The sequence below is a fragment of the Streptomyces sp. NPDC006012 genome, assembly GCF_042871185.1.
Taxonomy (GTDB): Bacteria; Actinomycetota; Actinomycetes; order Streptomycetales; family Streptomycetaceae; genus Streptomyces.
In genome coordinates this window covers 596,216-616,881 of the sequence record NZ_JBIAIE010000001.1, presented here as the reverse complement: position 1 = coordinate 616,881, position 20,666 = coordinate 596,216, and the positions used below count along the sequence as shown (strand labels likewise).

Annotated in this window: 19 protein-coding genes; 6 read left to right on the top strand and 13 right to left on the bottom strand. The window is 71.2% G+C overall.

The window, feature by feature from the left end:
• Positions 1-21 precede the first annotated feature (21 nt).
• Positions 22-1,029, top strand: a complete 1,008-nt coding sequence (locus tag ACFYPJ_RS02615; RefSeq protein WP_389010117.1) for an oligopeptide/dipeptide ABC transporter ATP-binding protein — start codon at positions 22-24, stop codon at positions 1,027-1,029.
• Positions 1,026-1,961, top strand: a complete 936-nt coding sequence (locus ACFYPJ_RS02610) for a dihydrodipicolinate synthase family protein (protein ID WP_389009251.1) — start codon at positions 1,026-1,028, stop codon at positions 1,959-1,961. Before ACFYPJ_RS02615 ends, ACFYPJ_RS02610 begins: the two co-directional genes overlap by 4 nt.
• A gap of 123 nt (positions 1,962-2,084) precedes the next feature.
• Here ACFYPJ_RS02610 and ACFYPJ_RS02605 read toward each other — a convergent pair whose 3' ends face one another.
• The 3 genes from ACFYPJ_RS02605 to leuA form a co-directional block, all read right to left on the bottom strand.
• Positions 2,085-3,272 (bottom strand): exo-alpha-sialidase, encoded by a 1,188-nt coding sequence (locus ACFYPJ_RS02605; protein WP_389009249.1) that lies wholly within the window; start codon positions 3,270-3,272, stop codon positions 2,085-2,087.
• Between the two features lie 152 nt (positions 3,273-3,424).
• The gene (locus ACFYPJ_RS02600; RefSeq protein ID WP_389009246.1) at positions 3,425-4,120 is read right to left on the bottom strand and encodes a TerB family tellurite resistance protein; all 696 of its coding nucleotides are present in this window, start codon (positions 4,118-4,120) and stop codon (positions 3,425-3,427) included.
• Positions 4,121-4,338: 218 nt separating this feature from the next.
• Positions 4,339-6,060, bottom strand: a complete 1,722-nt coding sequence (leuA, locus tag ACFYPJ_RS02595) for a 2-isopropylmalate synthase (protein ID WP_389009244.1) — start codon at positions 6,058-6,060, stop codon at positions 4,339-4,341.
• 337 nt (positions 6,061-6,397) lie between these two features.
• On the opposite strand from leuA, the gene ACFYPJ_RS02590 reads away from it, so the two are divergent.
• Positions 6,398-7,459 (top strand): M4 family metallopeptidase, encoded by a 1,062-nt coding sequence (locus tag ACFYPJ_RS02590; protein WP_389009241.1) that lies wholly within the window; start codon positions 6,398-6,400, stop codon positions 7,457-7,459.
• A 22-nt stretch (positions 7,460-7,481) separates the two neighbouring features.
• Positions 7,482-7,748, top strand: coding sequence for a protealysin inhibitor emfourin (locus ACFYPJ_RS02585; protein WP_389009238.1), 267 nt, complete (start codon positions 7,482-7,484; stop codon positions 7,746-7,748).
• A gap of 126 nt (positions 7,749-7,874) precedes the next feature.
• On the opposite strand, the gene ACFYPJ_RS02580 is transcribed toward ACFYPJ_RS02585, so the two are convergent.
• Complete coding sequence (locus ACFYPJ_RS02580) at positions 7,875-8,306, bottom strand: hypothetical protein (protein WP_389009235.1); 432 nt, start codon at positions 8,304-8,306, stop codon at positions 7,875-7,877.
• Positions 8,307-8,494: 188 nt separating this feature from the next.
• Between ACFYPJ_RS02580 and ACFYPJ_RS02575 the strand changes: the two genes are divergently transcribed.
• The gene (locus ACFYPJ_RS02575; protein WP_389009232.1) at positions 8,495-9,808 is read left to right on the top strand and encodes a GH1 family beta-glucosidase; all 1,314 of its coding nucleotides are present in this window, start codon (positions 8,495-8,497) and stop codon (positions 9,806-9,808) included.
• A complete protein-coding gene (locus ACFYPJ_RS02570) occupies positions 9,805-11,061 on the top strand; it encodes an MFS transporter (RefSeq protein ID WP_389009229.1) in 1,257 nt (418 codons plus the stop codon). The genes ACFYPJ_RS02575 and ACFYPJ_RS02570 overlap by 4 nt, the downstream gene beginning before the upstream one ends.
• Positions 11,062-11,113: 52 nt before the next feature.
• Here ACFYPJ_RS02570 and era read toward each other — a convergent pair whose 3' ends face one another.
• The 9 genes from era to ACFYPJ_RS02525 form a co-directional block, all read right to left on the bottom strand.
• Positions 11,114-12,067, bottom strand: coding sequence for a GTPase Era (gene era / locus ACFYPJ_RS02565; protein WP_389009226.1), 954 nt, complete (start codon positions 12,065-12,067; stop codon positions 11,114-11,116).
• A gap of 273 nt (positions 12,068-12,340) precedes the next feature.
• Positions 12,341-13,354, bottom strand: a complete 1,014-nt coding sequence (locus ACFYPJ_RS02560; protein WP_389009223.1) for a WxL protein peptidoglycan domain-containing protein — start codon at positions 13,352-13,354, stop codon at positions 12,341-12,343.
• A gap of 105 nt (positions 13,355-13,459) precedes the next feature.
• The gene (locus ACFYPJ_RS02555) at positions 13,460-14,788 is read right to left on the bottom strand and encodes a beta-xylosidase (RefSeq protein ID WP_389009220.1); all 1,329 of its coding nucleotides are present in this window, start codon (positions 14,786-14,788) and stop codon (positions 13,460-13,462) included.
• A gap of 157 nt (positions 14,789-14,945) precedes the next feature.
• Positions 14,946-15,422, bottom strand: coding sequence for a hypothetical protein (locus ACFYPJ_RS02550; RefSeq protein ID WP_389009217.1), 477 nt, complete (start codon positions 15,420-15,422; stop codon positions 14,946-14,948).
• Between the two features lie 288 nt (positions 15,423-15,710).
• Positions 15,711-16,064, bottom strand: coding sequence for a cytidine deaminase (locus ACFYPJ_RS02545; RefSeq protein WP_389009214.1), 354 nt, complete (start codon positions 16,062-16,064; stop codon positions 15,711-15,713).
• Positions 16,065-16,187: 123 nt separating this feature from the next.
• Positions 16,188-16,547 (bottom strand): MmcQ/YjbR family DNA-binding protein, encoded by a 360-nt coding sequence (locus ACFYPJ_RS02540; protein ID WP_389009211.1) that lies wholly within the window; start codon positions 16,545-16,547, stop codon positions 16,188-16,190.
• A complete protein-coding gene (locus tag ACFYPJ_RS02535; protein WP_389009208.1) occupies positions 16,544-17,848 on the bottom strand; it encodes a hemolysin family protein in 1,305 nt (434 codons plus the stop codon). The genes ACFYPJ_RS02540 and ACFYPJ_RS02535 overlap by 4 nt, the downstream gene beginning before the upstream one ends.
• 11 nt (positions 17,849-17,859) lie before the next feature.
• Positions 17,860-18,357, bottom strand: coding sequence for an rRNA maturation RNase YbeY (ybeY, locus tag ACFYPJ_RS02530; RefSeq protein WP_389009205.1), 498 nt, complete (start codon positions 18,355-18,357; stop codon positions 17,860-17,862).
• 14 nt (positions 18,358-18,371) lie between these two features.
• Complete coding sequence (locus tag ACFYPJ_RS02525; RefSeq protein WP_389009202.1) at positions 18,372-20,513, bottom strand: PhoH family protein; 2,142 nt, start codon at positions 20,511-20,513, stop codon at positions 18,372-18,374.
• Between the last annotated feature and the right edge of the window lie 153 nt (positions 20,514-20,666).

The following is a 20,666-nucleotide window of genomic DNA, read 5'->3' as shown; positions in this document are numbered from 1 at the left end:
GGCGACCGGGCGAGCGCGCTGGTGGAGCTGCGCGACGCCCACGTGGTCCACCGGGCACGCAGCGGCGGACTGTTCACCCGGGACCGGGTGTACGCCCTGACCGGGGCCGACCTCACCGTCGCGCCCGGCGAGACGGTCGGTGTGGTCGGCGAGTCCGGGTGCGGCAAGTCGACACTGGCGAAGCTGCTGGTGGGCGTGGAGCGGCCGACGGCGGGCACGGTGTCGTTCAAGGGCCGCGACCTGTGGTCCATGCCGGCCGCCGAGCGCCGGGCCACGGTCGGCGCGAGCACCGGGCTGGTCTTCCAGGACCCGTCGACCGCCCTGAACCGCCGGCTGCCCGTCCGGCGGATCCTCCAGGACCCGCTGGACGTGCACGGCCGGGGCTCCCGGACCGGACGCGTCGAGCGGGTGCGCGAGCTGATGTCCCTGGTGGGTCTGCCGCGTGCGCTCGCCGACGCCCTGCCGGGCCAGCTCTCCGGCGGCCAGCGGCAGCGGGTCGCCATCGCCCGCGCGCTGGCCCTCGAACCGGACCTGGTGGTCGCCGACGAGCCGACCAGCGCGCTGGACGTCTCGGTACGGGCGCAGATCCTCAATCTGCTGCTGGACCTGCGGGAGCGGCTGGGCCTCGCCCTGGTCTTCGTGTCGCACGACATCCAGACGGTACGGCGGATGAGCGACCGGGTGATCACCATGTACCTCGGCCGGATCGTCGAGGAGACCCCCGCGAGCCGGGTCACGGACCGGGCCCGGCACCCGTACACGCGCGCCCTGTTCTCCGCGACGCCGGGCCTGCTCGACCCGATCGACCCGATTCCGCTGGCCGGCCCGGTGCCGTCGGCGACCCGCCCGCCGAGCGGCTGCCCGTTCCGCACCCGCTGCTGGAAGGCCGATGAACTCTGCTCATCGGATATTCCGGACTTTTCGGCCGCGTCGTACCCCGGACATCGCTACCGCTGTCATCATCCTGTGGAGGAGGACCAGTCGACCCGCGACCTCGTGCGCCAGAGTCTTCCCAGGGAGCCGTCATGACCCTTGCCGCCCCGCTCACCGGTGTCGTACCGCCCATGTGCACTCCCCTGACACCGGAGCGCGAGGTGGACGTCCCCGCTCTCCTCGGGCTCGTCGACCATCTGGTGGAGGCCGGGGTGCACGGCCTGTTCGTGCTCGGCTCGACCTCGGAGGCCGCCTACCTCACCGACCGTCAGCGGCGGCAGGTGGTGCAGGCGGTGACGGCGCACGTGGCGGGCCGGCTGCCGGTGCTGGCCGGGGCGATCGACATGACGACACCGCGGGTGCTGGACCACGTCGCGGCGGTGACGTCCGCGGGCGCCGACGCCGTCGTGGTCACCGCGCCCTTCTACACCCGCGTCCACCCGGCGGAGACCGCCCGCCACTTCCGGCTGGTCGCCGAGCGCAGCCCCGTCCCGGTCATCGCCTACGACATCCCGGCCGCCGTGCACACCAAGCTCCCCGCCGGCCTGGTGCTGGAGCTGGCCGCGGACGGAGTGCTGGCCGGGCTGAAGGACTCCAGCGGCGACCTGGCCGGCTTCCGCGAGGTCGTGACGGGCGCCCGCGGCCTGAACGCCGGCACCGGCTTCGCCGCGCTCACCGGCTCCGAACTGGTCGCCGACGCGGCCCTGGCGCTGGGCGCCGACGGCACGGTCCCCGGCCTCGCCAACGTCGACCCGCACGGCTACGTCCGCCTCTACCGGCTGTGCCGGGCGGGCGACTGGGCGGGCGCCCGGGCCGAGCAGGAACGGTTGTGCGCCCTGTTCGGCATGGTGGGCGTCGGCGACCCGGCCCGCATGGGCGGCAGCTCATCGGCGCTCGGCGCCTTCAAGACGGCCCTGCACCTCCGCGGAATCATCCCCTCCGCCACCACCGCCGACCCCCAGGTCCCCCTGTCCCCGGAGGAAACGGAGCAGGTGGGCAAATACCTGGCGGCAGCGGGCCTGCTCTGAGGACACCCGACCGGGACACGGAACGGCAACGCCCCCAAGGGGGCGCGACCGACCCCCACCCACCCGCAGAAAACAACGCACCCACAGCCGAAGGCCACCCCACGGCCCCAGCGGACCGCCAGGTCACGTCACCGGCAGCAGCCGGAACCCGATCGTCTCGTACGCCCCCGAGACCCCCGTCTCGTAGAGCACGCCCACCGTCCCCTGATCGATCTGGACGAGATCGGAGTACCCCGCTTTGTCCCGCGACAGCGTCACCGTCCTGGTGAACGTCGCCCCGCCGTCCGTACTGCGCCACACGGCCATCGCCTCGCGGGAGGTGGGCACGGACGGCGCCGAGAACAGCAGCGGGGCGTGCGGGCCGCTCAGCTGGAGGACCGATCCTTCGACGACAGGGACGTCGTTCAGGGTGGGCTGGACGGCGTAGGGCCGGTCGAGGGTACGGCCGCCGTCGCTGGAATAGCTGTCGAGGCGGTTGCCGGGGCTGCTGCCGTTCTGGTCCCGGGAGCTGAAGTAGAGGCGGCCGTCGGGGAGTTGGGCGGCCGTCGACTCGTTGGCGTTGACCAGGCCGTCGTAGGAGTCGTCGACGAAGCCCAGCCGCCAGGTGCGCCCGCCGTCGTCGCTGTAGAGGGCGTGACCGCCGTAGTACTTGGCCTCCTGGCCGGTGTCGGCGGAGCCGGCCGGCGGGGCCGCCGAGTGGTCGGCGGCGACGACCAGGCGGCCCGTGTGCGGGCCGCGGGTCAGGGCCACCGCGTGACCGGGCCCGGTGGCGTACCAGCGCCAGCCGGCCCGCTTCACGTCGGCCGTGATCTCCTTCGGCGCCGAGAAGCGCCGGCCGTCGTCGACGCTGCGCTGCACGAACACGCGCCGGCTCTGCTCGGGGGTCACCTCGCCGCGTACGATCTGCGCCTCGGTGACCGAGCCGCTGTTGTACGAGGTGACCAGCACGATCGCGCCGGTGCGCGGGTCGAGGACCGGGGCCGGGTTGCCCCGGGTGTCCCCGTGCCCGGCGGCGACCACCGCGAGCGGGCCCCAGGTGCACCCGTCGTCGGTGGAGCGGCGCAGGACGACGTCGATGGCGCCGCTGTCGCCCGCGCCGTCGTGCCGTCCCTCGGCGAAGGCGAGCACGGTGCCCGCGCGGGTCCTGACGACGGCCGGGATGCGGTAGGTGTCGTAACCGCCCTGGCCCGCGACGTAGGGCACGGAGGAGGTGCAGCCGGGCCGGGCGGCGGCGGGTCCGGCGAGGACGGGGGGCGCGGCCGCCACGGCGATCACCGCGGCGGCGAGAAGGGCGCGGCTCAGGATGGTCATCGATCTCATTATGAGGTCACGCACGCCGCCGTCCGCCACTTGCTCACCCTTGCAAACACCGCCGACTCGTGTCCCACGGAGCCCGGTTGGCGCAGTGGTACCGCGTGCGGCGGCCGGGGGCCGGGATACGCCCATGGGGGTGACCGGGGCGCTCAGGACGGCGTGCGGGCCGCCGCCAGCAGCCGGGTCACGTCGTCGGAGCAGATGGTCAGGGCGGCTCCGACGGTGGCGAGGACATCGCGTTCGGCGAGGGTGTAGGGGCCGTCGGCCAGGGCGATCCGGGCGGCCTGCAGCAAGATGGACTCGCGGCCGCCGGGTGCCAGGTGCGGGGCGAGCGGGTCCAGGGCCTCGTGCAGCTCTATCGCGAGGCCGGCGCCGCCCGGCTGCTCGAAGACCCGGCCGGTGTCCGCGGCCAGCGCCTCGACCAGCGCGCCGAGCTGGTCCTCGGTGCAGTCGGCGAACCCGGCGGCACGGACCGCGCCGGCGGCGGCGGCCAGCGCGGTACGGGCACAGGAGCCGCCCGCGGCCAGCACCGCGAGGGCGACGGTGTGCACGGCGTCGCGGAGCATCGCGGAGAAGCGGGAGGTGGTCGGATGGTCGAGGACGTCGGTGCCGTAGTGGTGGCGGCAGGCCGCGCACTCGACGACGGGTCCCGCGGTGCCGCGCGGCAGCACGGGCACGCCGAGCAGGAGGAAGCGGCGGCGGCCGGTGAGCCGCTGGTAGTTGCGGTCGCCCCCGCAGCCGGGGCAGAAGAACTCGCCGTCCGCGACGGGGATCCATGCGGTGCGGGTGCCCAGAATGCGGGCAAGCCTGGTGGCACGGCCGTCTCGTCCCCGTACTGGCAGCACGTCGCACCTCCGTAACTCCCCCACTGCCGCAATGGCGGTGGGCGGCGCCCGCGCGGCACCGTCGCCGCGTGTGCGTGATGTTAGCCACATCGGCGATGTGGAGTCAGTACCCCGTACGAGACCTTTCCGTTACCTCACCGTCGAAGTGGCTGGTAAACGACGTGGGCCCGACCGTCGTACATCTTGGTCGGGCCCACGAAACCGCTGGTCAGAGGGGTTCAGCGGGCTGCGCGGTTGACGGCGGAGACGACGGCCTTCAGCGACGCACGCGTCGTGTTCGCGTCGATGCCGATGCCCCACAGGATCTTGTCGCCGATCGCGCACTCGATGTAGGAGGCGGCCTGCGCGGAGGCGCCCTCGCTCATCGTGTGCTCCTGGTAGTCGAGCAGTCGCACATCGACACCGACGGTCTGGAGGGCGTCGAAGAAGGCCGAGATCGGACCGTTGCCGGAGCCGGTCAGCACGGCGTCCTCGCCGTCCACCGTGGCCTCGACGGTGAGCGTGTCCACGCCGCCGGTGTCGGTGACCGACTGGCCGGTCCTGACCTGGATGCGACCCCAGGAGTTGTCCGGGTTCGGCAGGTACTCGTCACGGAAGGACGCCCAGATGTCGCCCGGGGTGATCTCGCCGCCCTCGGCGTCCGTCTTCGCCTGGATGATCTTCGAGAACTCGATCTGCATCCGGCGCGGCAGGTCCAGCTTGTGGTCGTTCTTCAGGACGTAGGCGATGCCGCCCTTGCCGGACTGCGAATTGACGCGGATGACCGCCTCGTAGGAGCGGCCGACGTCCTTGGGGTCGATCGGCAGGTACGGCACCGCCCACTCGATGTCGTCGACGGTGACGCCCCTGGCCTTCGCGTCGGCCTCCATGGCGTCGAAGCCCTTCTTGATGGCGTCCTGGTGGGAGCCGGAGAAGGACGTGAAGACCAGGTCGCCCACGTACGGGTGGCGCGGGTGGACCTCCATCTGGTTGCAGTACTCCCACGTACGACGGATCTCGTCGATGTCGGAGAAGTCGATCTGCGGGTCGACGCCCTGCGAGAACAGGTTCATGCCGAGGGTGACCAGGTCGACGTTGCCGGTGCGCTCGCCCTGCCCGAACAGGCAGCCCTCGATGCGGTCGGCGCCCGCCATCAGCGCCAGCTCGGCGGCGGCGACCGCCGTGCCGCGGTCGTTGTGCGGGTGGACGGACAGGCAGACGTGTTCGCGGCGCGACAGGTTGCGGTGCATCCACTCGAAGCGGTCCGCGTGCGTGGACGGGGTCGAGCGCTCCACCGTGGCGGGCAGGTTGAGGATGATCTCGCGGCCCGGCCCGGGCTGGTAGACGTCCATGACCGCCTCGCAGACCTCCAGCGCGAAGTCCAGCTCGGTGTCGGTGAAGATCTCGGGGCTGTACTGGTAGCCGAACTCCGTTTCGGGGCCCAGCAGCTTCTCGGCGTACTCGATCACCAGCCGGGTGCCGTCGACGGCGATCTGCTTGATGTCGTCCTTGGAGCCGCGGAAGACGACCCGGCGGAAGACCGGTGCGGTGGCGTTGTACAGGTGGACGGTGGCCCGCCTGGCGCCCTTCAGGGACTCCACCGTGCGCTCGATCAGGTCCTCGCGGGCCTGGGTCAGTACGGAGATCGTGACGTCGTCCGGGATCGCGCCCTCTTCCTCGATGATCGAGCGCACGAAGTCGAAGTCGGTCTGGCCCGAGGCCGGGAAACCGACCTCGATCTCCTTGTAGCCCATCTTGACCAGCTGGTCGAACATCCGGCGCTTGCGCTCGGGCGACATGGGGTCGATCAGGGCCTGGTTGCCGTCACGCAGGTCGGTGGAGAGCCAGCGGGGGGCGACGGTGACCCGCTGGTCCGGCCAGGTGCGGTCGGGGATGTCCACCTGCTCGTACCGGCCGTACTTGTGGATCGGCAGGGAACTGGGCTGCTGGCGGTTGACCATGATGGCGTGGGCTCCTCGAAGAAATCCGGTGGGGTCCGGTGTCCGGAAGGACGGCCGACGACACAACACCGAGCTCCGCGGGGAGGGGGTCGGCCTCGACTACAGGCCCTCGCCGCGGCAGCTAAGGAGAAGCAGCCCGAAATACATGATGCCGAGCAGCGTAGTCGAGCCTCGCGGTATGCGCGGGCCCGTATCAGCATGCGGGACCCGACGCACAGGGCGGACAAAATACGCGCCATACCACTGCGCGTGACCGGCCCGGGGCCCTCGGCGCGGTATTTCATCAATCATGGTTGCTGGCGGTGACATTGCGATAACACAGTGCAATGGTGCGGGCATGACGACGAACGGGGGCTTCGAGCCCGTCTTCTGCACCATCGTCCCGCCACACGTACTCGACAAGCTCGCCCAGCACGCGGACTCGCGCCGCGCCGGGCCGGCGCGGCGCACCCTGGAACAGGACGCCCTGCAGCGCACCCGGCGCAGGGTCACCGGGGTCCGCAGCGCCGCCGCTCCGACCGGCACCCCGTCCGACAAACCGGACCGGACCGTCTACGACGCCCAGGGCGCCGAGACCCTGCCGGGCCGGAAGGTGCACGCCGAGAGCGACGGGGCCGCCAAGGACGCCAGCGTCAACCGCGCGCACGCGGGCCTCGGCGCCACGTTCGACCTGTACCTCAAGGTCTACGGCCGGCACTCGATCGACGACGCCGGACTGCCGCTGGACGCGACCGTCCACTACGGCGAGAAGTACGACAACGCCTTCTGGAACGGCGAGCAGATGGTGTTCGGCGACGGCGACGGCGAGCTGTTCCTCGACTTCACCATCCCCGTGGACGTGATCGGCCACGAGCTGACCCACGGCGTCACCCAGTACACGGCGAACCTGGAGTACTACGGCCAGTCCGGAGCGCTCAACGAATCCGTCTCGGACGTCTTCGGGGCACTGATCAAGCAGTACGCCCTCGGCCAGAGCGCCACCGAGGCCGACTGGCTGATCGGCGCCGGCCTGCTCGGACCGGACGTCCACGGCGAGGCACTGCGCTCGATGAAGGCACCGGGCACGGCCTACGACGACCCGGACCTCGGCAAGGACCCGCAGCCCGCGACGATGGACGACTACGTAAAAACCAGCCGGGACAACGGCGGCGTCCACATCAACTCCGGCATCCCCAACCACGCCTTCTACCGCGTCGCCACCGCCCTGGGCGGCAACGCCTGGGAGCGGTCCGGGCAGATCTGGTACGACGTGCTGACCGGCGGCGAGCTGGGGACGGACGCCCAGTTCACCGACTTCGCCCAGCTGACGGTCGCGGCGGCCCGCGCCCGCTACGGCGAGGGCGAGGAACACCAGGCCGTACTGAAGGCGTGGGAACAGGTCGGGGTGCGGACCGCCTAGGTTCCGTACTACACAGGGACCCATGCGGATTCAGGTGAGGCGCACGGGCGGGTTCGCGGGCATCGAGCGGCACGCCGAGGTGGACACCTCGGGGCGGCCCGACGCCGCCGACTGGACGTCCCTGGCCGAGCGGGCACTGTCCGCCGGCCGGGGCTCCCCGCCCGCCGGAGTGCCGGACGGTTTCAACTACGAGATCACGGTGGACGGAAGGACGGTGTACGCGACGGATCCCCATCTGACGGCGGAACAGCGGGCGTTGATCTCGCGGGTGCTGAAAGAAGGAGCGTGAGCGCTCCGCTTGGTCGGCAGGTTGGGGACGACCCCTCATGAAGTCGCACTCGTATCCGCCGCTGGTGCCGCCCGGGCGAGATGTCGAAGGGCCCCCGGGTGGCACCCAGAGCACACCTCCGGCTCGTCAGGCGGCCTTTCGGAGCCGGGGTCGGCTCCGGAGGCGACGGCTGAGCCAGACATACGCGGCCATGGCCAACGAGCCGCGCGCCATGAAGTCGGCCCACAAGGGAAGAATTCGGTCGGTGCTGCCGGCTTCCAGGACTCCCCGCAGCAGGACGGTCGTGAGAACAGCCGCCACTGCCAGGACCAGCAGGTAACTGACGCCGGCCGTACGGTTTCGGCCGAGCCAGGTACCCAGCAGCCCCGCGGGAATCTGCACCGCCGCGTGGAAGCTCACACAGCCGAACACGACCGCCAGGAAGATCATGAACGGCGGCACGTCCGCCGAAGGATCACTGGCCGGGGCCGCCCCATAAGCGTTCAGAGCCCAGGCCGGTGGCACAAGGAAGGTGAGCAGCAGCAGCGCTCCGCTCACATGCATGGCGGCAAGGTGCACGGCCGCTCCACGGAGCACCGTCCTGCTGCGCCTCGCTGTGGACGTGGGCTCGTGCTCTTCCGCCTCCATGGTCCCCCGTCGATATTTCGCGCATCACGCACCATCGTGACTCGCGCACCACAGTACGCCGAACCCACTTTCGGCAGGGGCGTTGACTTCCGTTACCGGCGGTACGGATGATCCCGCTCATGGTGACTGATGCAGGTGATCCGATTCCCCGGTTCCCGGACGGCTTCCTGTGGGGAGTGTCCACCTCGGCCCACCAGATCGAGGGCGCGGTGGACGCGCGTGAGCCCTCCGTGTGGGATGTGTTCACCGCCGAGCCGGGGCGCGTGAAGGACGGCTCCACGGCGGCGGTGGCCTGTGACCACTACCACCGTTACCGCGAGGACGTGGCGCTGCTGGCCGGCCTCGGCGTGGACGCGTACCGCTTCTCGATCTCCTGGCCCAGGGTGAACTCGCCCGGCGGGCTGGACTTCTACGACCGTCTGGTGGACGAGCTGTGCGCGGCCGGTATACGCCCCGTCCCGACCCTCTTCCACTGGGACCTGCCCGCCCGGCTGGACTGGCTGGACCGGGACACCGCGCCGCGCTTCGCCGAGTACGCGGCGCTGGTCGCCGCACGGCTCGGCGACCGCGTCACCAAGTGGATCACCCTCAACGAACCGGCCGAACACACCCTGCTGGGGCACGCGCTGGGCGCCCACGCCCCCGGCAAGCGGCTCCTGTTCGACGCGCTGCCGGTCGCCCACCACCAACTCCTCGCCCACGGCCTCGCGGTACGGGCGCTGCGCGCGGCCGGCGCCGCCGACATCGGCATCGCCAACTCCCACGGCCCGACCTGGCCCGCGTCCACCGCGCCCGAGGACCTGGCGGCGGCCGATTTCTACGACGTCCTGCTGAACCGCCTGTTCGCCGACCCGCTGCTCCTCGGGCACTACCCGGAGGGGATCGGCGAACTGCTGCCCGGCGACGTCGACGCGGACCTCAAGGTCATCGCCGAACCGCTCGACTGGTACGGCGTCAACTACTACGCGCCGACCCGGGTGGGCGCCCCGCAGGACGCGGAGAGCGAGTTCGGCGGGCTGACCATCCCCGCCGAACTCCCCTTCTCGGTACGGGAGATCGAGGGCCCCCCGGTGACGGACTTCGGCTGGCCGGTGGTCCCGGAGGGCCTGACCGAGCTGCTGACCGTCTTCCGCGACCGGTACGGCGACCGGCTGCCGCCGGTGCTGATCACCGAGAACGGCTGCTCGTACGAGGGGATCGACGACCAGGACCGGATCGCCTACCTCGACGGCCACGTAAGGGCGCTGCACCGGGCGGTCGAAGCGGGCGTGGACGTGCGCGGCTACTTCGTCTGGTCGCTGCTCGACAACTTCGAATGGGCCGAGGGCTACGCCCGCCGCTTCGGCCTGGTGCACGTCGACTACGACACCCAGGAGCGCACCCCGAAGGCGTCGTACGGCTGGTTCCGGGAGCTGCTGCGGGCGCAGAGGTGACCACGGCCGGCCCGCCCGACGACGCCCTGGCCGAGCCCGTCGAGCGGGTCGGCCGGGGCTGGACGGCGGCGCTCTCACTCGCCAACGGGGCCATCTGGGTGGGCTGGTTCGGGCCGCTGCAGATCCTGCTCGCCGCCCAGGCCGAGGACTTCGCGCCTGGTTCCGGGATGTCCAAGGAGACGATGCTGGCCTGGGTGACCGCCGCGGGCGCGGTGGTGTCGCTGGCGGCGAACCCGCTCTTCGGCGCGCTGTCGGACCGTACGACGTCCGCCCGGGGCCGCCGTACGCCCTGGATCGTGGCCGGCGCTGCGGGTGGTGCGGTGTCGCTGCTGCTGCTCGCGGGCGCACGCGGGCCGGGGACGATGCTGGCGGGCTGGTGCCTGGTCCAGCTGACCCTGAACGCGGCCTTCGCGGCGGTCACGGCGGCCGTGCCGGACCGGGTGCCCCGGCTCCAGCGGGGCGCGGTGGGCGGCTGGCTGGGGGCGGCGCAGATCCTCGGCGTGGTCGGCGGGACCGGTCTGGCGACGGCGGCGGGCGGCACCGGCGCGGGCTACGCGGCGTGCGCCGCGTTCACGCTGCTCGGAGTGGCGCCGTACGTGCTCGGTCACCCGGATCTGCGGCTGGCCCCCGCGGAGCGGCCGCCCTGGTCCCGGCGGGGCTTCCTCGCCGGTTTCCTGGTGAGCCCGCGCCGCCACCCCGATCTCGGCTGGGCGTGGCTGACCCGGTTCCTGATCAACCTGAGCAACTCCCTCGTCCTGCTCTACCTCCTGTACTACCTGCGGGACCGGGTCGGGTACCACGACCCGGAGCAGGGCGTGCTGATCCTGACGGCGGTCAACGGTCTGACGCTGCTGGGCACGGTCGTGGCCGGCGGGCTGTGGTCGGACCGGGTGGGCCGCCGCAAGCCGTTCGTTCTCTGGTCGGGCGTGCTGATGGCGGTGGCGACGGCCGCGCTGTCGGCGTGGCAGACCTGGCCGGGGGCGATCGTGGCGGCGGCGGTCCTCGGCGTCGGTTTCGGAGTCTTCACCTCGGTGGACTTCGCGCTGATGACCGACGTCCTGCCGGCGGCCCTCGACCGGGGCAAGGACCTCGGCGTCATCAACATCGCCAACGCGCTGCCCCAGGTCGCGGCCCCTGCCCTGGCCGCCCCGATCGTCACCTACCTCGGCGGCTACCGGGTGCTGTACCTGGTGTCCGCGGCGGTCGGACTGGCCGGGGCGGTCCTCGTGCGCCGGATCCGGGGAGTCGACTAGCGGTACGTCCGTCCAGGGCAGCGGGGCCACGCGAACGTCGCCTGCCGGGGCGCTAGAACCCGAGCCTGCGCAGCTGCTTGGGGTCGCGCTGCCAGTCCTTGGCCACCTTCACATGCAGGTCGAGGAAGACCGGCGTGCCCAGCAGTGCCTCGATCTGCTTGCGGGACTTGATGCCCACGTCCTTCAGGCGCTTGCCCTGGGGGCCGATGATGATGCCCTTCTGGCTGGAGCGCTCGATGTAGACGTTGGCGTGGATGTCCAGCAGCGGCCGGTCCGCGGGGCGGTCCTCGCGCGGGAGCATCTCCTCGACGACCACGGCGATGGAGTGCGGCAGCTCGTCCCGGACGCCCTCCAGCGCGGCCTCGCGGATCAGCTCGGCCACCATGACCTGCTCGGGCTCGTCCGTGAGGTCACCCTCCGGATACAGCGCGGGGCCCTCGGGCAGCAGCGGGACCAGCAGGTCGGCGAGGAGTTCCACCTGTTTGTCGCCGACCGCCGACACCGGGACGATCTCCGCCCACTCGAAGCCCAGCTCCTTGCCCAGCCCGTCGATGGCGATCAGCTGTTCGGCGAGGGTCTTGGAGTCCACCAGGTCGGTCTTGGTGACGACGGCGACCTTCGGGGTCTTCTTGATCCCGGCCAGTTCCTTGGCGATGAAGCGGTCGCCGGGGCCGAGCTTCTGGTCGGCGGGCAGGCAGAAGCCGATCACGTCCACCTCGGCCCAGGTGGTGCGGACCACGTCGTTCAGCCGCTCGCCCAGCAGCGTGCGCGGCTTGTGCAGGCCGGGGGTGTCGACCAGGATCAGCTGGGCTTCGGGGCGGTGCACGATGCCCCGTACCGTGTGCCGGGTGGTCTGCGGCCGGTTCGAGGTGATCGCCACCTTCTGCCCGACCAGCGCGTTCGTGAGGGTGGACTTGCCCGCATTGGGCCGGCCCACGAAGCAGGCGAAGCCGGCGCGGTGTACGGCCTCGGCCGGCTGCTCGGATGACTGGGTACGAACGCTCATGCCGCCCATTGTCCCTGATCCCCGAACCCGCTCGGTACGGCGGACGGCCGGCGCGGAGGTCCCGCCCGGAGCGCCGCGGGAAGCGGCCGGGGCCGCGGTCCCGTCGCGTCCGCCGCGGAGCACCCGCGGACGTCAAGATCGTACGCAGCCCGTCGCGGGCATCGGGGGGCGTCAGTGTCGTACACGGCACGCCGCGAGCGCCGGCGGGCGGGCATCAGTGTCGTACACGACCCGTCGCGGACACCGGCAGGCATCCACGACCACCGGCAGACGTCAAGGACGTACGCGGCCTGTCGCGGTCTCCGTCGGTCGTGGTGCCTGTCCGGGTGCGGACGGGTGGGGGGCGTGGGACCGGCGTGCTCTGCGGGCCCGGGCCAGGAGGGCGGCGCCCACCACAGCCGCGGCGCCCACCACCGCCGCCACCAGCCACGGCAGGGCGAGGAACGCGGCGCTCGCCGACTGCCGGGTGCCGGTGGCGTGTGCCGTCAACGTGACCTTCCCCCAGTCGAATTGCGGCGCGTCGCGCCAGGGCTCGGTGAGGCGGACCCGCTGCCCGGGCAGCAGTTCGGCGGGCATCCCGGTCAGGCCGCGCGTCAGCAGCGTACGGCCGAACAGGCCCCGCGCCGTCAGCTCCACCTTCGGGTCCAGGGTCACGTTGCCGGTGTTGTGCAGGGTGTAGGAGACGGTCGCGGTGCTGTCGCCGAGGCCGGGGACGAGCGGCTGACGGTGGGCGACGTGGACGTCCTCGACGGCGAGCGCGGGCACCGCGGGGCCGCTCACCCGCAGATAGACGCGGGCACCGACCGCCCGCCGGACACCGAGCGCCACCGATCCGGCGCCCGGGTCGATCCGCTCGTCGATCGCCACGATCGCGCCCGGGTGGTCGCCCGGTTCGGCACCGGCGGGGACGCGCAGCGTGAAGGGCACCTTGACGGTGCGGTGCCCGGGGACGGTGACGCGGGACCTCGCGGGCTTCGCCCAGGCGCCGACCCCCCGCATCCGCTCGCCGGCCGTCCGCACGGCGAAGCCGCCGTCCCGGGCGGTGTTGTAGGCGTCGGCCGCGTACAGCCGGAAGGTGAGGGGTTCGGCGGTCTTGTTGGCGACGGCCACCTCGTCGTCGATGCGCCGGCCGGGGTCGGCGGAGAGGTAGAAGTACGGGCGCGCGGCGACCTCGGAGGAGACCGGGTAGACGGACCAGCTGCCGTTGTCGGCGGCCCGCGCGGGCGTGGCCGTGAGGCCGAGGAGCAGACAGCACAGGCTCAGCAGAAGGGCGTACGGCTTGCGCATGGGTGCGGACCCCCACGGGCGTAGGTCGTGGCGGTCGGGCGGGTGCGGACCCCTCCGGGTGCGGACCCGGGTGGATGGGCGCCCGGCCACCGGTGTCGGATGCGGTCAGGTGAGGGTGAGCGTGAGGACGCCGGAGTACGCGCCCGGAGGCGTGAACGCCGGTACGTCCAGGGACAGCCCGGCGTCCACGGTGAACTCACCGCCGGTGAGCGTCCCGTCGGGGGTCTGGGCCAGCGTGGCCCCCGAGGCGCCCACGGTGCCCGGCGAACCGGCCGCGCAGGTGCTCGGGCTGCCCGCCTTGGTCGCACAGGCGGGAGACCAGCTCAGCTTCCCGGCGCCGATCTTGCCGCCGGGACCGGTGAAGTCGGTGACCTTGCCGGTCAGGGACCAGCCCGCGGGCCCGCCGCGGAAGTCCTTGACGGTCACCGTCCGCAGGTCGCCCGTCGAGGCGCCGCCCTGGCCGAAGTCGACCGCCGACAGCGCGACGGCGTCACCGGCCTGGGACATGGACAGCGTGCCCGCCTTGACGGTGGTGGTCAGCTTCTGGCTGCCGTCGGGGACCGGCGTGGTGTCGTTGACTACGTAGGCCGCCGGTCCGGCGCCCACGTCGGCGTTCCAGGCGCTGCCCTCGTAGGCCACGATCCCGGTGGTGGCCGGGTCGTTGACGACGAGGGAACCGCTGAAGGACCCCTGGGCGTTCGCGGTCACGGTCGCCGTGTCCGCGGTCTGCGCGGCCCCGGACCGCCCGGCCAGCGTGACGCTCGCGCCCGGCGTGAAGTCGCTGCCGCTCACGGTCACCGCGCTCCCCGGGTCACCCGAGGCCGAACTCAGCGAGATGGCACGGGTGTTGGCGGGGGTGCCGGAGGTCGCCGTGACGGTCTCGGACACCGGGGCGGGCGGGTCGGTGACCGTGCAGGGCGTGTCCAGTTCGAGAATGTAGCTGGTGTGGATGTTGTAGTCGCCGGGCGAGAGGGTGATCGCGCCGGGCGAGGTGACGGTGAACGTCCCCGTCATGGAGAACGACGGGAAAACGCCCTTCCCCGGCACGGGTGGGTTCTTCTTCGGCCCCGCGACCGTCATGCTTCCGCTCTGCGCGCCGCCGAGGGTGACCTTCCCGGTCGGCGTCATGATGTCGGCCGGCAGGGCGAGGTCGGTGGGGTTGCTCGCGGCGGCCGTGACCACGGTGTAGGTCACGGTGACGGTGTCGCCGACCTCGGGACTCGTGTTGTCCACCGAGATGTTCGCGGTGGTGGTGCCGTCGATCGGCGGCAGGCCCGCGATGTCGGGCGGAATGCAGTGGGTGGCGAAGTCCACGTTGCTGCCCGCGGCGCCTGCCGGGCAGGCCAGGGCACCGCCCGCGGTGACCGCGAGCGCGGTCGCGCCGAGCAGCGATGCCCAGCGCCACCGTGCGGATCTTCGGAGTGTCGAACCCATGGGCCCCCTCCTGAGGGTTGCGGGCGCAGCGGCTCGGCTGCGCAGCCAGGGGGCCATTGATGTGGAGGCCGCGTGAGAAGTCAATGGAGAAGCGGCAGGAAAACTGACAATGTGTCAACTTTCCTGCCGCGACTGCCCGTCGGGTCGTTCAGCGGGCTCAGTCGAACACGAACGGTCCCGGCGCCTGCTTGGCGGTCGCCTTACAGGTGATGTTGATGCCGAAGACCGTCATCTGCAGCGAGCCGCCGAAGGACTCCAGACTGTCGCCGGAGGCCACGGTGCCGCTGAGCGGGCCGACGGAGACGGGGTCACCGGCGGCCATGGCGGGGTTCTTCTTGCCGCTGAACACCACCGTGCCGCCGCTCGCCTTGACGAGCGTCAGCTTGGACGTGATCGAGTCCTTCGCCAGCGCCAGCGGCACGGTGACCGCGGTGGAGCTGAGGGAGATGGTGGCCGAGGTGCCGCTCTGCGTGGCGGTGAGCGTGGCCGGGCCGCCGCCGAAGGTCCCGCAGTCCGCGGTGATCGTCGCCGACGTCGGGGCCACCGCCAGGGCGGTGGGCGCGAAGGCCAGCCCGGTGACCGCGAGGGCCCCGACTGCCAGTGCCGCACCAGTTGCTGTTCGCTTGCCTCTCATGGGGATCCGGCTCCCTTCCCGTTGTCTGGGAATGCCATGTGGAGATGGATGGGAGGTGCGCGCCGACGGACAGGCCCCGGATCAGGTGGGTGCGGGCACTCTGCGGGGGCCAGGATCTGACGGTCCGTCGGGAACTTGCGGTTCCATTGATGCGCGGGGCAACGGCGGCGGCAAGGTGGAAATCCGGCCTATTCAGCCGACGGCCCGGACGACCGCGGCCGGCCGGGGACGAAGGGGGATCGGCGGGACGGGACGGCCGGGCTGTTCGATCCTCCGAAGCCGCTCCGGTCAGCCCGCCGGCAAGGTCAGCCGCACGGTCCCGTCGGCCCCGGCCACCAGCACGGGTGTGCCCGGTCCGCCGAGATCCCGGACGGCCGCCAGGTCCTCCGCGGACACACCCTCCGCCTCGGTCACCACCGCCGCCGCCTCCAGCGACGTCGCCCCGGACGCCACCGCCATCGCCACCGCCGTGCGCAGGGCGCTGAGCCGGAGCGAGACGAGGTCGACGGTCCCGGCGACATACGTACGGCCGGTCTCGTCCCGTACCGCCGCGCCCTCGGGCACGCCGTTGCGGGCCCGCGTGGAACGGGCCAGGGTGACGATCTTGCGGTCCTCGGGGCCGAGCCCGGTGCTGTCGGTCATGCCCCGAGCATACGAAGACCCCCACCGGCCGGACCGCGACAGGGGGTCCGCCCCGGGCACGGACCCCCGACACGGACTCCCGGGGCACGGGTTGCTCAGGACAGGCGCCTCGGGGACAGGCCCTCAGGAGCGGTCGAGGCGGAGTCGGTCGGCTCGTGGCAGACCGGCCACGACAAGGTCGTACGAATCCTCGACGAGTTCCCGGACGAGCCGGCCCGGGAGTCCGCCGTCGACCGTGACGGTGTTCCAGTGCCGCTTGTTCAGATGCCAGCCCGGCACGATCAGGCCCGGGTGGTCGGCACGCAGCCGGACCGCGTCCTCCGGGTCGCACTTGAGGCTGACCTTCAAGGGGCGGGTGTCCAGGGGGGTCAGCGCGAAGACCTTGCCCAGTACCTTGAAGACCGAGTGCTCCGGGCCGAACGGGAAGTCCTCCACCGACGCGTTGAAGGACAGGCAGAACGCACGCAGCTCCACCGGGGTCACTCGTCCTCCTCGGCCGGCTCCTCCGCCGGGCTCAGCGGCTCCACGAGCACGGTCACGATCTTGTTCCGGCGTCCGGCCGCGGCCTCCGCCGTCAGCCGCACCTCCCGGCCGTCCGGCAGCTCCACGGCAGCCGAGGCACCGGCGATCGGCACCCGGCCCAGTGCCTTCGCGAGCAGCCCGCCGACCGTCTCCACGTCCTCGTCGTCGTACTCCTCGATCCCGTACAACTCGCCGAGGTCGGTGATGTCCAGACGGGCCGTGACCCGGTAGCGGTCGTCGCCCAGTTCCTTCACGGGCGGCAGTTCGCGGTCGTACTCGTCGGTGATCTCGCCGACGATCTCCTCCAGGATGTCCTCGATGGTGACGATGCCGGCCGTGCCGCCGTACTCGTCGATGACGACCGCGACGTGATTGCGCTCCTTCTGCATCTCCCGCAGCAGATCGCCGGCGTTCTTGGTGTCGGGTACGAAGACGGCGGGCCGCATGGCCGTGGACACCAGGTCGCTCTCCGCCTCACGGCTGATATGCGTCTTGCGGACCAGGTCCTTCAGATACACCATCCCGACGATGTCGTCCTCGCTCTCACCGGTGACCGGGATGCGCGAGAAACCGGATCTGAGCGCCAGGGTGAGCGCCTGGCGGATGGTCTTGTACCGCTCGATGACGATCAGGTCGGTCCGCGGGACCATGACCTCCCGCACCAGGGTGTCACCGAGTTCGAACACCGAGTGCACCATCCGGCGCTCCTCGTCCTCGATCAGCGACTCCTGCTCGGCCAGGTCGACCAGCGCGCGCAGCTCCGCCTCGGAGGCGAACGGGCCGCGCCGGAAGCCCTTGCCGGGGGTGAGCGCATTGCCGATGAGGATGAGCAGCGGCGGGATCGGGCCCATCACCCGGGCCAGCGGCACCAGCACATAGGCCGCCGCGGTGGCCGTGTTGAGGGGGTGCTGACGGCCGATGGTGCGCGGGGAGACGCCGACGGCGACGTACGACACGAGGACCATGACGGCCACCGCGACCAGCAGGGCCTCGGCGGTGGAGCCGGGGAACGCCTGTAGGCAGGCGTAGGTCACCAGGGTCGCCGCGGCCATCTCGCAGGCCACCCGGACCAGCAGCGCGACGTTCAGGTAACGGGTGGGGTCGGCGGCCACCTGGGCGAGCTTGGCGCTGCCGCGGCGGCCGGACTTCACGGCCTCGTCGGCCCGGAAGCTGGACACGCGCGCGAGGCCCGCCTCCGCGCAGGCGGCGAGCCAGGCGACGACGACCAGCGCGACCGCGCCGAGGACGATCTGCGCACTCATGACGGACCCGCCTAGGAGACCGTGGGCGCGGGAGACGGGCCGGTCAGGCCCTTCTCCGCACGCCAGCCGTCCACGATGGCCGCCTGGAGGCCGAACATCTCGGCCTTCTCGTCGGCCTCCTCGTGGTCGTAGCCGAGCAGGTGCAGCACTCCGTGGACGGTGAGCAGTTGGAGTTCCTCGTCCATGGAGTGCTGCGTCGGGGCCTCCGCCCCCTGCTTCGTGGCGACTTCCGGGCACAGCACGATGTCGCCGAGGAGCCCCTGCGGCGGCTCGTCCTCGTCCTTGCCGGGCGGCCGCAGCTCGTCCATGGGGAAGGACAGGACATCGGTCGGGCCCGGCAGGTCCATCCACTGGATGTGCAGCTGTTCCATGGCATCGGTGTCCACGACGATCACCGAGAGCTCGGAGAGCGGGTGGATGCGCATCCGCGCGAGCGCGTAGCGGGCGATGTCGAGGATCGCGTGCTCGTCGACCTCGGTGCCGGACTCGTTGTTGACGTCGATCGACATGGTGCTGTGCTTGTCTACTTCCCCTTGCGCCCGGCTTTGCCCCGGCCGCCCGTGTGCGTGCCGTTCTCGATGCCGTGCTTGCTGTCGTACTTCTCGTACGCATCGACGATACGGCCCACCAGCTTGTGCCGTACGACATCGTGGGACGACAACCGGGAGAAGTGGACGTCGTCCAGCCCTTCCAGGATGTCCTGGACCTGCCGCAGACCTGACTTGGTGCCGTTCGGCAGGTCCACCTGGGTCACGTCACCGGTGATCACGATCTTGGAGTCGAACCCGAGCCGGGTGAGGAACATCTTCATCTGCTCGGGGCTGGTGTTCTGGGCCTCGTCCAGGATGATGAAGGCGTCGTTGAGGGTGTTGTGGGTCAGCAGGTAGTCCGTGGTGACGTAGAGCGAGTCCTCGGCAGCCACCTGGATACAGACCGTTTCCTCCCGGCCCGCGGGCTCGATGCTGTCGATGAGCCGCATCGGACGTCCGCCGCCCCCGGCCGCATGATACTTGTCGCGCTTGCGGGCGAGGCGGAAGGGTTCGACGCCTTCGGGGAGGCGGATGTCGACAACGTGGGCGTCGCGGCGATGAGCGCCCCTTGCGGTGCTCTGGTTCCGTCCCTCGGCCGTGCGACGTCGGGTGTACGCGACACCGCCCAGCGACTGGACCAGCGCAATCACGTCATCACGGAGCAGGATCGAGGTCGTCGTGTACTGGATGCGGCACGTGCGGTCCCTCTGGGTGACCGGCCCGCCGTCGGAGTCCAGCAGGCCCTGTAGGACGGCCAGCCGTACTTCGGCGGAGTTGTGAAGATAGTCGTCCGGGACGAACTTGCTGTACGACCTGGAACCCAGCAGATCCAGGGCACGCATGGTCCGCGTGACCGGATTCTCCAGAGTCACCACGTCACCTGGCGACTTCACCCGGTTCAGGACGTAGTCAGGTCCGCCGCGATGACGTAGGACAACACCTGGCAGCGCGCTCTCCAGCGCTGTCACCAGTTCGGGATCGTCCGTGGCGAACGAAGGAGTGGTGGAGCCCGTGAGACAACCGTCGCCCAGCAAGAGTCCGAGGGCATACGGGTCCATCGGCACTTCGCGCTCCGGCAGGCAGACCGGCGCGGTGAGCAACGGCAGCTCGTACCGACGATGGTGCGCCGCCCGCAGGTTGCCGATCATCTCCTGCGTCTCCAGGACGCGCCACGGCTTGTCGCGGCGCTTGTCGTCGCGTGTCCTGACCGTCCAGAGATGCTCGGCGCAGCACAAGGTCCATGAGCCATCCTGCGCGGTGACCCGGTAGACGTCCTTCTCGCCTTGCGGGTACACACCGAGAACCGGCGTCGGCTCGCCGTTCGACCCGATGACCAGGTCACCGACCTCGATGTCGCCGATAGGGCGCCAGCCATCCGGTGTGAGGACGTTTGTGAAGGTCGGTTGCGCTCTGCCCCGCATGTACGCCAGCGGCGCCACCTCGATGGTCCCCGCCGCCATCAGCCGCGGGATCGAGTCCGGGTCGATCATGTCGTGCAGGGCGTCGTACAGCGGGCGCAGGTACGGGTCGATCTTCTCGTAGAGGGTGCCGGGCAGGAAGCCGAGGCGTTCGCCCGCCTCGACCGCGGGGCGGGTCAGAATGATGCGGTTGACCTGCTTGGACTGCAGCGCCTGGACGGCCTTGGCCATGGCGAGATACGTCTTGCCGGTGCCTGCGGGGCCGATGCCGAAGACGATCGTGTGCTTGTCGATCGCGTCGACGTAGCGCTTCTGGTTGAGGGTCTTGGGACGGATCGTGCGGCCGCGCGAGGACAGGATGTTCTGCGTCAGCACCTCGGCGGGGGTCTCCTGGCCGTCGCTCTCCCCGTTCTCGCTCGCCTTGAGCATGGCGATCGAGCGTTCCACTGCGTCCTCCGTCATCGGCTGCCCGGTGCGGAGCACCAGCATCATCTCGTCGAACACGCGCTGGATGAGGGCGACTTCACCGGGGTCGCCGACCGCGCTGATCTCATTGCCCCGGACGTGGATGTCGGCCGCCGGGAAGGCCGTCTCGATCACGCGCAGAAGGGAGTCGCCGGAACCCAGCACGGTGACCATCGGGTGCTGGGCGGGGACCGTGATCTGTGCTCTCGCCTGCTCTTGCGCGGGGGTGCGAGCTGTGGGTGTCTGAGTCATGGGCCGGCGCTTAAGGCCTGCGGTTCCTCCTCGTCACGGCCGCATAGCTGAGGGCGGCCTCGCGCTTCCAAGACTACGACGGTGCACTGACAACGCTGTAGGACTTTTCCCCAGGCGATACGGGACGGGGCGGACGAGGACGGCTCACGGTGG